Annotated in this window: 12 protein-coding genes and 1 pseudogene; 2 read left to right on the top strand and 11 right to left on the bottom strand. The window is 63.2% G+C overall.

From position 1 onward, the window contains the following. Positions 1-25: 25 nt before the first annotated feature. From tnpC to XM50_RS01055, 7 genes are all read right to left on the bottom strand, one after another. Positions 26-1,585, bottom strand: coding sequence for an IS66 family transposase (tnpC, locus tag XM50_RS01085; RefSeq protein ID WP_025292356.1), 1,560 nt, complete (start codon positions 1,583-1,585; stop codon positions 26-28). A 55-nt stretch (positions 1,586-1,640) separates the two neighbouring features. Next, positions 1,641-1,988: an IS66 family insertion sequence element accessory protein TnpB gene (gene tnpB, locus XM50_RS01080; RefSeq protein WP_025292355.1), complete on the bottom strand. Its 348-nt coding sequence runs from the start codon at positions 1,986-1,988 to the stop codon at positions 1,641-1,643. Beyond that, the gene (tnpA, locus tag XM50_RS01075; RefSeq protein WP_046406666.1) at positions 1,985-2,404 is read right to left on the bottom strand and encodes an IS66-like element accessory protein TnpA; all 420 of its coding nucleotides are present in this window, start codon (positions 2,402-2,404) and stop codon (positions 1,985-1,987) included. The genes tnpB and tnpA overlap by 4 nt, the downstream gene beginning before the upstream one ends. A gap of 235 nt (positions 2,405-2,639) precedes the next feature. Beyond that, on the bottom strand, positions 2,640-3,446 hold the full coding sequence (locus XM50_RS01070; RefSeq protein ID WP_331386551.1) for a nucleotidyltransferase family protein: 807 nt from the start codon (positions 3,444-3,446) through the stop codon (positions 2,640-2,642). Continuing rightward, positions 3,422-4,327: a hypothetical protein gene (locus tag XM50_RS01065; RefSeq protein ID WP_046406664.1), complete on the bottom strand. Its 906-nt coding sequence runs from the start codon at positions 4,325-4,327 to the stop codon at positions 3,422-3,424. The genes XM50_RS01070 and XM50_RS01065 overlap by 25 nt, the downstream gene beginning before the upstream one ends. Beyond that, a complete protein-coding gene (locus XM50_RS01060) occupies positions 4,324-5,229 on the bottom strand; it encodes a diacylglycerol/lipid kinase family protein (protein ID WP_164518999.1) in 906 nt (301 codons plus the stop codon). Before XM50_RS01060 ends, XM50_RS01065 begins: the two co-directional genes overlap by 4 nt. 330 nt (positions 5,230-5,559) lie before the next feature. Continuing rightward, a complete protein-coding gene (locus tag XM50_RS01055; protein ID WP_046406662.1) occupies positions 5,560-6,855 on the bottom strand; it encodes a lipopolysaccharide biosynthesis protein in 1,296 nt (431 codons plus the stop codon). A 39-nt stretch (positions 6,856-6,894) separates the two neighbouring features. Here XM50_RS01055 and XM50_RS01050 point away from each other — a divergent pair, with 39 nt between their 5' ends. Beyond that, positions 6,895-8,019 (top strand): hypothetical protein, encoded by a 1,125-nt coding sequence (locus XM50_RS01050; RefSeq protein ID WP_046406671.1) that lies wholly within the window; start codon positions 6,895-6,897, stop codon positions 8,017-8,019. Further along, positions 8,016-9,164 (top strand): hypothetical protein, encoded by a 1,149-nt coding sequence (locus XM50_RS01045; RefSeq protein WP_046406660.1) that lies wholly within the window; start codon positions 8,016-8,018, stop codon positions 9,162-9,164. The genes XM50_RS01050 and XM50_RS01045 overlap by 4 nt, the downstream gene beginning before the upstream one ends. Here XM50_RS01045 and XM50_RS01040 read toward each other — a convergent pair. From XM50_RS01040 to XM50_RS20325, 4 genes and pseudogenes are all read right to left on the bottom strand, one after another. Continuing rightward, positions 9,161-9,850: an HAD family hydrolase gene (locus XM50_RS01040; protein WP_046406659.1), complete on the bottom strand. Its 690-nt coding sequence runs from the start codon at positions 9,848-9,850 to the stop codon at positions 9,161-9,163. The two genes, XM50_RS01045 and XM50_RS01040, sit on opposite strands and share 4 nt — an antisense overlap. Positions 9,851-10,384: 534 nt before the next feature. Further along, positions 10,385-10,882, bottom strand: a pseudogene (locus tag XM50_RS01035) (IS5/IS1182 family transposase); the annotation flags it as partial. A gap of 198 nt (positions 10,883-11,080) precedes the next feature. Further along, positions 11,081-12,628 (bottom strand): DUF927 domain-containing protein, encoded by a 1,548-nt coding sequence (locus XM50_RS01030; RefSeq protein ID WP_082102604.1) that lies wholly within the window; start codon positions 12,626-12,628, stop codon positions 11,081-11,083. 253 nt (positions 12,629-12,881) lie between these two features. Continuing rightward, a partial coding sequence (locus XM50_RS20325) for a hypothetical protein (protein WP_046406656.1) occupies positions 12,882-13,528 on the bottom strand: 647 nt, incomplete at its 5' end.

The following is a 13,528-nucleotide window of genomic DNA, read 5'->3' as shown; positions in this document are numbered from 1 at the left end:
GTAAGCGTGGCGTGAGGACCGCAGTTTATGCGGCTTGGGCTGTTGGCTGATCTGTCTGGGGCACCCAGTTCCACGGCATCAGCTCGTCCCAGCGGGTGGCGGGCCAGTCGCCGGCGACCCTGGCGATGACATCGGCGATATAGGCCTGCGGGTCGACGCCGTTGGCCTTGCAGGTCTGGATGACGGTGTAGATGGCGGCGGCTCGCTCGCCGCCTGCGCGCGAACCCGCGAACAGCCAGTTGCGCCTTCCCACGGCGACGCCGCGCAGGGCCCGCTCCGCGATGTTGTTGTCGATCTCCAGACGCCCGTCACCCAGGAAGCGGCACAGCGCCGGCCAGCGTTTGGTGCCATAGGCGATGGCTTTGGCCATGTCGGACTTGGGCGACAGGCGGCGAAGGGCAGCGTCGAGCACCTCGCGCAAGGCGTCGACCAGCGACTGGCTTCGTTCCTGTCGCGCTCGACGGCGTACATCCGGCGGCTGACCACGCACCTCCGCCTCGACGGCATAGAGCGCGCCGATGCGCTCCAGGATATCGGTGGTCAGCGGCGTGGAGAGGCGCTCGTGCAGGTCGAACACCTTGCGCCGGAAGTGTGCCCAGCATGCCACCTCTGTGACGCCACCGCGGTACAGGGCGTCATAGCCCGCATAGGCATCGGCCTGGAGAAAGCCGCGAAAGCCGGCGAGATGCGCCTGCGGGTGCGCCGCGGTGCGGTCGGGCGTGAAGCGATACCATGTTGCGGGCGGTGTCGTGCTGCCGGACGCCTGGTCGTCGGCGGCGTACACCCACAGCCGCCCGGTCGCGGTCTTGCCACGGCCGGGGTCGAGCACCGGCACCGGCGTGTCGTCGGCGTGGATCTTGTCGGCCTTGAGCACCTCGTCACGGATACGGCTGACCACCGGGTCGAGCAGTGCTGCAGCTTGCCCGGCCCAGCCCGCGAGCGTCGAGCGGTCGATCTCGAGCCCCTGCGCGGCCATCATCTCGGCCTGGCGGTACAACGGCAGATGGTGGTCGAACTTGGAGACGACGACGTGCGCCAGCGTCGCGAAGGTCGCCTTGCCCCGCGCCACAGCGCTGACCGGCGCGGGTGCCTGGACGATCTTCTCGCAAGACCGGCAGCTGTATTTGGGGCGGACGTTGCGCACGACCCGCCAGCGCACCGGCACGATGTCGAGCATCTCGTGCGCGTCCACGCCCAGCCGGCGCAGCGCACCACCGCAGTCCGGGCAGGTGCAGATACCGGACGCCGGCTCGTGGACGACCTCCTCGCGCGGCAGATGCTCCGGCAGACTGCGGACCGGTGCCAGGCGCGGCGCTACTCCAGGCGCCGCAGTCTCGACTTCGGAAACATCCCGCTCCGTTTCCAGCTCTTCCAGCGCCAGCTCGAGCTGTTCGATCTCGCGGCCCAACTTCTCGGAGGAGGCACCGAACTGCATCCGCCGCAGTCGGGCGATCTGCCCGCGCAACGTGTCGATGAGCAGATCGCGGGCGGCGAGCGCGGCATTCGCCCGGGCGAGCGATGCCTCCAGCGCGGCGATCCGCGCGGTGGCATCAGCAGGGGAAACAGGCGCTTCCAGCACCCGCATTTCATAACAGATCACGCATCGACGGGCGAGAAAAAGCGCCGCAAAACCGCCGTTTTCACCCCGCCAGCGTCGGCGTGAACGTCCGCTCTGGGCGACGCCAGTCGATGCCCTCCAGCAGCATCGACAATTGTGCCGGCGTCAGCGTCACCGTGCCCGTCGCGGTCACCGGCCAGACGAACCGACCCCGGTCGAGCCGCTTGGAGAACAGGCACAGGCCTTGCCCATCGAACCACAGCAGCTTGACCAGATGACCCCGCTTGCCCCGGAACGCGAACAACGCGCCCGAGTGCGGGTTCTGGGCCAGCACCTGCTGCACCAGTACCGCCAGGCCATCGAACCCTTTGCGCATGTCGGTGACGCCACACGCCAGGAACACCCGCGTCGGCAACGGCGTGGGGCTCAACGCAGCACCGACAACACTCGCGCCAGCGCGCCGGCGTCCACCGACCCGTCCACGCTCACTCGGACGCCACCCGGAAATTCGATGCAGATGAGGCCAGACGTGGATGTCGCCGGCTGCGGCGCAGGTGCGGCGACATCGGCCACGCGCACCTCGGCGAATGCCGGCAGCGCAGGCGCGACCCCGCCCAGCTTGCCCAGCCGCGCCTGCTTGCGCCACGTATAGATCAGGCTGCTCGACACCTCGCGCCGGGCGATGACATCACGGACCCGCACGCCCGGCCGGAACGCCTCGGCCAGGATCTCCAGCTTCTCCGCGTCCGACCAGCTCCGTCGGCCCGATACCCGGCCGACCACCTCCACACGACCAGTCGTACGAGCGCTCGTACGACCAGTCTCAGAACCGAAAACTTCCCGCACCGCCCGCGCCCTCGTCAAAGACGATAAGCATCCCGGCTACGGCCAAACGGGCAAGGCGGCCCTCAGGCCACGCTTACCCTTCCTCGCGACTCCCGCGGCCCACACCGTTTCATGCCGCTGCGGTGCTGCGCGCCGAATAAATGGGCGGGTAGTTTCGCGTTCGCAATTGGCGTGATCGGCTCTGATCGGAAGCATGCCTGACGGTTGCTCACCGACACGCTGCAACTTTGTTGGGTCAGGCGTTCACGTCGTCCAACCGGGCAGTGCCATCATCAGCCCGCCCGAGAAAAGCCCGGACAAAATTCAGGTCTGAGGGCTTGTCCACATCCACCGCGGCGAGCCCATCCGCGCATTCGACCACCGTTGCCGAGACACCTGCGCGCTGCCCCAGCGCCGTGATCGCCTCCACCAGCGTCAGCCGCCTTGTGAGATAACGTAGCAGCAAGCGGACCCCGAGGCGCCTGACGATCCGCCACGGCTGCTTGCGGTCACGCTCCACCGCCTGCCAAAGCCGAACTGCATCGATTGCGCGTGGCGTCGCCAGCAGGAAGAGGTTGCAGCCGGACCAATCACCATCGGCGAAACGCAGATAGGTACGCCGCGAGCCTGGCGCTGCCACTTCGATCGCTTCACGTCGGGCGAGCAGGACCGCAACGTCCGCCCCATCAGGCACCCGGGCCACGAAGTCCCGTATCCATTCAGAATTGAGAAGCGCATGGTCGCCCGTGGTGACAATCAGGGGGGCGCCAAGTTCTTCCAACGCGTTAGCAGTGCTGGCGCTCGGTCCAGCGGCCGCAGGAAAGGGCATTGCTCCATGCCGCTCTGCCTCCGCCAGTACCGCCGGACTATTCGCGGCCACTGACACATGCCCGATGCCAGCCGCGCGAAGCGCCATGATGACACGCTCCAGCATCGTTTCTTCGCCAAACGCGATCAATGCCTTGTCGGAAACGCCGGCGTGGACCGCCACGGGATCGGTGCCGTCGCGGGACCCCGCTAGCACGACGCTTGACGGAATCATCGTGCCACCGAATGCCGCCACAATTGCCACAGGACGCCGGGGGCGGCCATTATCGGATGGCGCTCCCGAAACGGCGTTAACGGCACGTGGAGCCCTGTGTGTCGTTCGATCTTCCAGACCGCGTATCGGGTTGCGCCGTCGAAGGTGAAGGCTGCCTTCAGCAAGCGCGCGAGGTTAAGCCACTTGCCCGCAGCTTGCGACTGCAGCCAGGCAGCAGCAAGCGCATTGATCTGGTCTCCGCTCATCCTTGGGGCGAGTTCGCCCTTTCCTTTAGTGAATTGTATGCCGCCGCGCCGCCACGCCAGCGGCAAAAGCTCATCGTAGCGCGCACGACTGTGGCCGATAATCTGATCCTCACGCCCCGGCGCTTCCACGCGCAATTCGGCGGCGTAGGTAGCGCGGAACAGGGCACGCCAGTACGATGACGGCCCGCCCTTCTCCGGTCCATGAAGCGCCGCAAAGCCAGCAGCAGTCGACGTCGCGCTCGCAACAGCGTCAATGACCTTTTGTCTGGAACCGAAGTCCTTGACCCACACGAGAGCCGCGGGCTGGACGAAGCGCGCCCATATTGTGGTGTCGATTGTCCGCCCGCTCGCCGCATTCTCGAAGGCGTCGATCGGCATTGACGCCACCTTGGCGCGGATCAGCTTCCCGCCGACGTTGATCTCGTGATAGCTGACGTCTGGCCACAACAGTCGGCCCATGACCCCGCTGTGCGTATTAGGGTCGCGAAGTACGTAGAAATCGAGCAATCCATCAAGGTCGCCCGTTCGGAGCACCGATCCGTAGAACAGCGCTGCCACGCCGCCCAGCCGGCAAGCGATCACACCTCCGGCACGGACCACCTCCGGTGGTACTTCATGGTCCATCTCGGCAGATATGAAGCTACGAAGCGCGTTCATGGCGTCACAAACCGGATCGGTGTTCCTGTGCGCAACTCGATCGTACCGCCCGGAAATTGCTCGCCGTCGAGAATATAGCCCTGCTGCAGCGTCAGTCTAACCGGGGGTACGTTGTGACTATGGTGATAACCCAGCCGCTCGAGCCAGCCGCCTTCACGCCCCATCACCACGGCACAGGCCGAAAGCGGTAGCAAGCGCGGCGGCGCGTCAACGGCGAGCACGTCAAACCCTGCTCGTGCCTTACCCAACGGCTTGATGCCCAAAGGCAAGCGGCTAAGTGTTGAACCAAGCAGCAGATAGAAGTCGCGAACGCTCGTCTCGCCTGTGGCGTGGTTGAAGATCTCAACCCTGTCACCCAACCGCCAGCGGTTGTGGGAACCGCCAAGACACGTCTGAGCCACCGCTCCGATCAGCGATAAGCCAACGGCAAGTCCGTCAATGGCCCCGAAGCGGTGCGTGCGTTGCGCAAATTCAGTCGCCATCACGAAGCCGCCCGCTCCGAAGATAAAGCCCCGCAGGGGCGTCTCGCCATCGCGAGAAACCTCGATGGGGCGCCGCGTCTGCACCTGGCCGATGGTATGGGCGGCGATCGCACTCTCCACGCTCCAGCCGAGCGGCACTCCGAGGTCCAGCGCCAGCGCATTGGTCTTTCCGGATGGCAACAGCGCCAGCGGAGGGAGGCTCTCGCCGAAGATCGCGGCGGCAGCGCTGATCACGTCGCGCACCGTCCCGTCGCCGCCATCGATGATCAGCAGATCAAGATTATGCGTCGCAAATGACCGCAGAGCCTGGGTCAGTTCCTCGTTGGTCGTTGGTGCGGCCGCGAGCACGCCCGGGCCGATCTTCTGTTTCAGGTTCACCGTCCAGTTGCGCCGGCTCCGAGGATTGGAGATGATCCCCACCCGCACTCCACTGCTTGCGAAGGAGAACGACGCATTTGGCAGTGCGGCAAGTCCGGTGGCAGACGACCATCCCATCACCTCTGCGCGCGCACTGGCCTTGCGATCTAGCGAAATACCCGGGGGAGAGAACATTCTCATAGAAAGCTAAACGCCTAAAAATCAAAATGTAACAACCGGTTGGTACGACCGACGAACACCTCCATAGAGCCAAAAGATGGCATGATTGTAGCGATCCCTACGATTGCGAGAACGCTATGTCTTAAGCGATAAACCCTCGCTTGAATGGCAATCGCCTAGCTGAACCCAGTAGCCTCGGCCTGACGACGCCCGCTACCCCCGCGCCACCGCCCGCGCGCTGAGAACAAACGCCAGCAGCGCCACACCCGAGGCAATCAGCGACGCCGCGCCCGCGCCCAGAATGCCAAGCGACGGCATGAGGAGGCCTACCGCCGCGAACAGGATCAACGTTGCCGCGATGCGTATGCGAAGAGCTCGTGCTGCGTGTCCGGTACCTAGGAGTACCGGCTCAAACCCCACCGCCATGATGTCCAAACCCGCCGCAAGCCCGAGCAGCACCAGCACCCAATAGGCGTCCAGATACGCCTCACCCGCGATCAGGCGCAGCGCTGGCTGGCCGAGCAGCGGCACCAGCACGCATGTCGCAAGTCCCACGCCCACCGCCAATCTTGAGGATTGCCGGATCAAGGTCCTCAGCTCTTCGGCGCGCGGGCTGGCGTGGACGCGGGTCATTTCGGGGAAGACCCCGCGCGCGAACAAGTCCGCCAGGCGCACCAATGACTGGCTTAGCTGATAGGCGAGCCGGTAATTGCCCGCCGCCGCCGCGCCGGTAAGTAGGCCGACCAGCACCACCACAAACTGCCGGCTGGCGGTATTCAGCGTTGCATTCATGTTAGTGGCAAACGCAAAATGCCACAGCCCGGGCGTCTCCCTTGCGGCCGCCAGCGTGCCGCGCCAGTGTCGCAATGTCCCGGGCGCCACCCGCATCGCGGCGATCCAGTAAACCGCGGCCGTCAGCAGCTCGGCCACCGCCCACGCGATCAGAAAGCCGGTGATCGTCGCTTCGTGCAACACCGCGATCACCGCACCGATGAAGCGCGCGATCGAGGTTACCGAATCGGCCGCAGCGCCCACTGCAAAGCGATCATGCAAGCGAAGAATGCCGACCGCGGTCGACCGTACTGACAGGAGCAACACTGCCGAAAAGGCAAACGCCTGACGCGTCAGTTCCGCCGACCAGCCGAAACTCGCCCTCATCAGCGGCAGCACTGCGCCCAGGATCGCCACACCGACGATCGCGCCCGCAATGTCGAGCGCCAGGCAGAAGCGGACCAGCCGCGCCAATGCATTTTGCTGCCCGGCCAAGCGATGCGCCATGCCGAAACGGACCACGATCTGCCACGTTTGGAAGCCGACAAACGCGGCCACCGCCTGAGCCGTACTCAGAATGAGCGTGAACAGCCCGAATTTGGCCACCCCGAGAGAGCGGGTGGCGAGCGCCAGGTAGACGATGCTCAGCACCGCTGCGACGCCCTTTCCTGTCAGCAGCCAGCCGACATTACGCAACGCGCGGCGAAAGGGGGTGATTGCGTCGATGGGGGGCGTCAATGGCTGTGTTCCAGGCGCGGCCGCGCTATGGGCCGACAGATGCGGATTGCCTTCCTCTATATCGCAGAAGCCTATCAGTGCTACCACGGCGCGGCGATCGCAATGGAGTTGGCACGCCGCACTGGGGTGACCGTCGTCAACTACTATAACGATCCGGCAACCCCTCATCACCTGTCGCGGATCACCGCGGCTTGGGGCGGGCCAGCCATCGAAACCCGCGCGTTGCGCAAATCGTCGCTGACGCGCGCGCTGCAGCGGATGCAGCGGCTCGGCATGTTCAAGGACATGGTAATGCGCGACAACGCAGCTGAGCTTAACGGCTACGACGCGATATTTGCGGTGGAGAACACCGTCGCCTCACTCCGCCGGCTGGGTGTCACGCACCCGCGCCTGATCTACAGTCCGCACGGTTTCGGTGACCGCGCGCGCGGTTTCATCCCGCGCATCGCCGCGTTCGATCTCGTGCTTCTCGCCGGGCGCAAGACGGCTGCCCGTATGCTAGAAGCAGGTCTGGTCCGCGACGGCGGGTATGCGCTCACCGGCTCGGTGAAGCTGGAGACGGCCGATCGCATCGATCGCACCTCTACGCTCCCATTCGGTGCCCCGCGCCGAACGATCCTCTACAATGCCCACAAAGAGCCGAAGCTGACCTCGTGGCAGCGCTTCATCGAGCCGATGCTCGCTGGCTTCGCCGCCGACAGATCGATGAACCTCATTGTCGCCCCGCACATCAAGATGTTCCGTCGCCAGAATGAGGCTCTGCGCGATCATTGGCGCGCCCGGAGCACCGACAACGTTCTGGTCGATCCCGGGTCTGACCGCTCGGTCGACATGAGTTACGCGGCCGCTGCAGACATCTATGTCGGCGATGTCAGCAGCCAGGTGTATGAATTTTTGGCGACGCCGCGCCCCTGCGTGTTCCTCAATGCAAACCGCATCGACTGGCAGGATGACCCGAGTTTCGCACACTGGCACCTAGGCGATGTAGTCGATGACCCGGCGGAACTCATGGCCGCAATCCGCGCTGCCGCCGCCCGCCACACGCTCTATCGCGATCGGCAACAGGCGATGGCGCGGGCGAGCCTGGGTGATACCAGCCCCGGCGCTGCAGCCCGAGCCGCAGAAGCGGTGATCTCCTTCCTCCGGTCCCGGTCCGCGGCATGAAGGTCGGCTTCCTCTTCAACCACGACGCGCTTCACCAGATTCGCCATACTGCCCCGGTGATTGCGGAAATGGCGCGCTTCCCCGGTGTTGAAGCCGTCGTGCTCACGTCCTCAGCTGCGCAGGAGCAGCAGGTCCGTGCCCTGCTGGGTTCAGTGGTAGCCAACGTCAGCTTCCTATCGCTGCAGGTTGGCCCGCTAGCTGCTGCGCTTGATCGCGCGTTGAGATTTGTCGCACCCTTCCGTCGGCTCGCAACCCTGCGCGAGAACCTGGCGATGTTCGCCACACTTGACGTGCTTGTAGTACCCGAGACCACCTCACTCCTACTGCGTGATCGTTTCGGGCTGGTCGGCCCGAAATTCGTCTGGATCCCGCACGGCGCCGGCGATCGTTCGGTCGGCTTCCGCCCCGTGATGCGCGGCTTTGATCTCGTTCTCCTATCGGGCCTAAAGGTACAGGAACGGATGCTGGCCGCCGGTCTGATCACCGCTGAAAACCACGCAATTGTCGGCTATCCAAAGTTTGATACAATCGCTCCGAGCCCGCCCGCGCGACTATTCCAGGACGACCGGCCAACAGTTCTTTACAACCCGCACTTCGACCCGAAGCTCTCCTCTTGGTACACGATGGGGGAGGGAGTGCTTGCCTCGTTCGCCGCTCAGTCACGATTCAATCTGATCGTCGCACCGCACGTGATGCTCGCCAAGCGCCGCATTCACGCATCCGTCGAGCATTGCGTCGTCCGCTGGCGCCGCGACTTCGCAGCGCGATATGCCGGTTTGCCACATATCCATATCGATATGGGCAGTGAGGCTTCAGTAGATATGACCTATACGCGCGCCGCTGACATCTATCTCGGGGACGCCAGCAGCCAAGTCTATGAATGGATACATCGACCGCGCCCGGTGATCCACCTAAACGCCGCCCGCTTCGCGTGGGAGAATGATCTCGCCTTTGCGCATTGGCGCCTGGGCGATGTCGTCGCCGATCTTGCCGATCTACCGGCAGCGCTGGATCGCGCCGTCGCGACACCCGCTCGCTACCGCGGCGTACAGGAAGCCGCCTTTGCCGCGACCTTCTCGGTTACTGATCAACCCGCCTCGCGCCGCGCCGCCACCTCGATCATGGGGCGGTTTGCCAAGGCCTAGCGTCGCCAATCCACGATCTGCCACCCCCGTTCGGTCGCCAGCCGGCGGAGCGGTGCATGGGGATTTACCGCGACTGGTTCGTCCACCCACTCGAAAGTCGGTTGATCGCTGGCATGGTCCGAATAGAACCTGATGTGCGTGGTCTGCCGGTTCAACCCGGTTTGCGAGAACCATCTGGAGATCATCGCATGCTTGGCGACGCCGTAACAATTCAGTCCATCCAGCCGCGAAAGAATTTGCCCGTCGGGCCCGCGCTGCGCCAGCGTGGCAAGCAGGTCAGCCACTCCGAGTCGCCGGGCGATCGGCTCAGCATAGAAGCGGTGCGCTGCCGTGGCGATCACGATCTGCCGCCCCTCTGCTCGATCCACCGCGATCTGAGCCGATGCGCCATCACGCAGATGATGGCCCACAATCCAGTCAGCAAATGCGTCGGACACGGCAGCCAGCCGCTTGGCCGGCACAGCGCGGCCCAGCAACATCGAATGCATCAATTCCTTCAGCTGATCCCGATCGATTGCGCCCAGCGCGCGCGCCAAAGCGCCCAGCGAAACCGTTGGGAGCAACAGCAGACGCGCTGGGCCCAGGCGCCAACCTGCGAACAGCAGATACGGCGTCCACGTGGGCAGGCTCGTGATCGTGCGATCGAGATCGTAGATAGCAATTCGGGTGTGTTTACTGTCTGTCATCGCCCAATTCTAAACTGCTAGCATGCGTTCCTGACTTGTTTCATCTCGAGGACGAGTTGAACGTTGCTGACGTGCGGCAAAGGTAAGGTACGCAACGCCTTGACGAACTCGTGGGTCAAAGCGAACCCATAAGAGAATTCCGAAATCAGTGAACGCATGAAGCCCCCGACCTTTGCGACCCCACGTTACTCCGTTTGGGTCATTTTCATCGCGATAGTGCGCATCGAAAAGGCGGAGCGCAATAATGGGGTTCAGTGAACAAATGGCGGTATGGTGCATCCTGACATCCTTACGCCGCAGTCCTCCCAGCACCATTTCGCGCACGTGAAGCCGAGATGATCGTCACAGGCCCATCATAAACGGATGGTCGCGTCACCTATTCGCGCGACATCCGCTCGGCTGCGACGGAGAGCTGCATTCGCCGATGATCATGTTGAGAGCAAGAACCACCTGTGCCCTCCTCACGAGATACCTTCCAATGCTTTCGAGTGGCGTGCCTTCTCGGGGTTCTAAACTCTCTGCTTGTGACCTCAGCAAGCCGAAGCGCTCGTGTGCGCGCTCGATCATCCGGCGCTGCGCGGTGACCTCGGCTTGGCGCACCGCCGTGGTCGCCTCCACGTCAACGATCACGGCATGATCGAGGTCGATCAGATATTTGGTCGAATAGGGGAAGAACGCCCGCCCACGCGACGCCGCGGTCCAGCGTGCGGCCGGATCGGCAACCGCCAACTGCTTGGGCACGACCGGTGTCGCCGCTCCAAACGCGGCATCGTCGAGGACAGCGAGATATTCGCGGACCGGGTGGCTGCCGTTTCCCGGCGGCAGATCGTCATGATTATCAACCGTGTGCTGGCGGCTGACATCGGCCCGGATCAGGCTGGCATCGACTGCGAAGCCTTCGCCGCCAACCAGGCCCTCGGCCATGCAGCGTGCCACCGTGGCCTCGAACAGCCGGCGCAGCAGGTCGCAGTCGCGGAAGCGGCCGTGCCGGTTTTTGGAGAAGGTCGAATGGTCGGGCACGTCGCCCTCGACCGTGGTCCACCTTGCGATGTTGCGGAGTCGATCACCGGTGAACGGACCGCTTCCGTCCGTTATGCGCAGCAGGTACGCAGGCACTCAGCAGCGATTTTGACGCCATGGTCGGTGATCCATGGCCAATCTGCGCCGCTGGTGAACAACGCTGCCGGTACATATTGCCAAGTGTGCCGGCAGCGATGTTCAAGACGAAGCCTACAGCTGGAAAACGAACATCCTCACCTGTCCTTCATGTGGCAAGCGACGTTTCGGGCTGGGATTGTCGACATCCCTAATCATCGTGTTGATCACCTCCGGCGTCGTGCGACGTGTTTGCCAGTAGGGGATCTTGCCCGCGATTGCGTTCGTGCGGATCATGAGCTGCCGAACATTGGCAGAGTGCCGCACGAAAACCTCTGCCGCGGCGACAGCATCGTTCGAAGGCTCGTCATACCCGTCGCCCAAGTGCACAGCGCTCCGATCTGCGGCCAACTTTTGCAGCAGATCGGTGAAGCTTGGCCATGCTGGCTGACCGGCGCGGCGCATGAAATAGCACGCCAATGCTGCCGGTCCGCAATTCCACGCCGACGGCAGAATTTTCCAAGACCGCGCTAGTCTACCGGCAGAATAGACGATGGCGAAGGACCGGGCGATATTCGTTGCCGTCAAGTCGTTTCGATCAACCTTTGCGTGGTCGAAGAACCTTTCGATGTCCTCGTCGATTTCAGCCTTTAGGGCGAGTGGATGAGAGGTTCGTTCATCAACAAGCTTACGGATGAACTGACCGACAACGCGACCATAATAGAGCCGCGAATTCGTCGTTAGCCGCTGCGCCAGTTCGCTGGCGCTGGCTGCGTCATCTGGCAACCGGTTGAAGATGCCCAGAGGTCGTTCGCCGCCGAGCGCGATGGAGATGGAGCGCTTCCGTACCTCCTGTCCGATCTCGGTCTCCTCGCCTACGAGCTCAGCCAAGCTGCGGCTTCCTAGCAGCAGAGTCAGCTGAGCCTTTCGCTGTGTTGTCCCTGCTGGCGCAGAGAGGAAGGAACGTAGGTTGGCGCCGCGCCGGGCCGCTCCGTCAGCCGCCATGGAGAGTTCGACATCGTTGGCCAGCAGCAACAAATCTGCATGTTCGTCGCGATAGCGGTTAGGGTCGGCCAGCAGTCGATCGAAAGGGATCACGCCGGGTACCCCGTGCGACGACACGACACCGTTCACCGAGAAAACGATTTGAGCGAGAAGGCTCTGATCGCTTCGGGAGGGAGCGATCAACTCAAACAGCAGATCCTCGGTCTGTCCGATGATGTCGAGCAAGGGAGGCGCAAGAACGGCCATAGCCACAAACATCAGGACCGACTGGCCGGTGAGCAACTCGCCGACGTTCGCGCGCCACTCCTCGGCACTGCAACGGAACGAAGGTTGCGGGAAGCGTGGCGAGAAGATGACGGGGCCGGACGGAGTGCTGGCAGCAGAGAAGACGCAACGGTCTGGCATGACAAAGTTCGGACCGTTCCAGCCAGATCGATCAATCGGAGCGGGTCCGTGATATGGTGTGATCTCGCTTAAGCATTGTGCGAGGCAATCGCGCTCCTGTTTCCCGTGGACAATCAGACCCTCTGCTTGCAGCCGCCGTAGAAGTTTAGGCTGAGGAAATGAAAGGACGTTTCGAGGCAGCCACAGCTCAGTGCCGTCGTTACACTTGAAATGCGCCAGTTTGGCACCGGAAGATGCAACGGCGCTCTGGATAGTATCGATGTGTTTTGCCATGGTAAGTTATCCCATCATGATGTGATGGCGAGACCACGGTCGTGGTCTGTCCCCAGAGTCCCCATGTTCCCCAGCGATAAGCATGCGAAGCTCAGCGGCCAGGCAGCGCTGATGAAGGGTGCAGGCGTGTGCCAATGGCCGCGTGACAGCGTTAAAAGCTAATCAGCTGCTAATTGGCATTAGCCCACCGGTACTATGGGTTCAGACACCGCAACACCGCGTCTCGCCATTAAGTTCGTGTACGAATGTTGAGCTATTTCGTAGGCGCCAAGCCCCGGGTGGTGTCGCGAACCCCGATCAGAAGACGCAGGTCCTCGAACCGGTGCTTGTGGAGCCACAGCAGAACCTTGGTGTGGATCGGTTCAGGGATGCTATAGCGCCGTCCATAGCGTACATGCCGGCCGTCCCCACTGTCCCCACTTGCGATGGCCGGCCAGTACGACTTCATAAGATAGGTCACCGCTGAGACGGCATTCTGGATCGGGCGGCGATCAATCTTGATTGGCAAATTCACCGGGGACTCTGGGGACGCTCCGGCCTTCACGCTGCGGTACTTGGTGCGGGTGCGCAGGCGATCCACGACCTCGATCATCTCCCCTTTCAGCAGCATGGGCAGGTGGGGACTGAACAAGCCGGTGGTGGGGTCATAGTCACAGTGGAAGTAGCCAATCAGATAGCCGCAGGCATCTCGCGCGCCTTCTCGGTTGAGTGCTGACCGTATGCGCGCCATGAAGCGGCCAACGTTCCATCCCGGAAGCTCCTGGGCCGTGAACTGCTCATTGTTGGGCACGATGGTGGCGCCGCGCCAATCATCCAGATCGCACCCGATAAAGTTCAGGACGGTAGCGCATTCGATGATGCGATGATCACGCCACGCCAGTAAGCGTGGCGTGAGGACCG

The sequence above is a fragment of the Sphingomonas sp. Ag1 genome (assembly GCF_000980895.1).
Classification (GTDB): domain Bacteria; phylum Pseudomonadota; class Alphaproteobacteria; order Sphingomonadales; family Sphingomonadaceae; genus Sphingomonas; species Sphingomonas panaciterrae.
Note: the sequence above shows the minus strand (reverse complement) of the source record. Positions and strands in the feature narration are given on the sequence as shown.

Coding starts and splice junctions, on each gene's coding strand:
- tnpC (WP_025292356.1), bottom strand. CDS start 1,585: ATGCGGGTGCTGGAAGCGCCTGTTTCCCCTGCTGATGCCACCGCGCGG.
- XM50_RS01065 (WP_046406664.1), bottom strand. CDS start 4,327: ATGAACGCGCTTCGTAGCTTCATATCTGCCGAGATGGACCATGAAGTA.
- XM50_RS01050 (WP_046406671.1), top strand. CDS start 6,895: ATGCGGATTGCCTTCCTCTATATCGCAGAAGCCTATCAGTGCTACCAC.
- XM50_RS01045 (WP_046406660.1), top strand. CDS start 8,016: ATGAAGGTCGGCTTCCTCTTCAACCACGACGCGCTTCACCAGATTCGC.
- XM50_RS01040 (WP_046406659.1), bottom strand. CDS start 9,850: ATGACAGACAGTAAACACACCCGAATTGCTATCTACGATCTCGATCGC.
- XM50_RS01030 (WP_082102604.1), bottom strand. CDS start 12,628: ATGGCAAAACACATCGATACTATCCAGAGCGCCGTTGCATCTTCCGGT.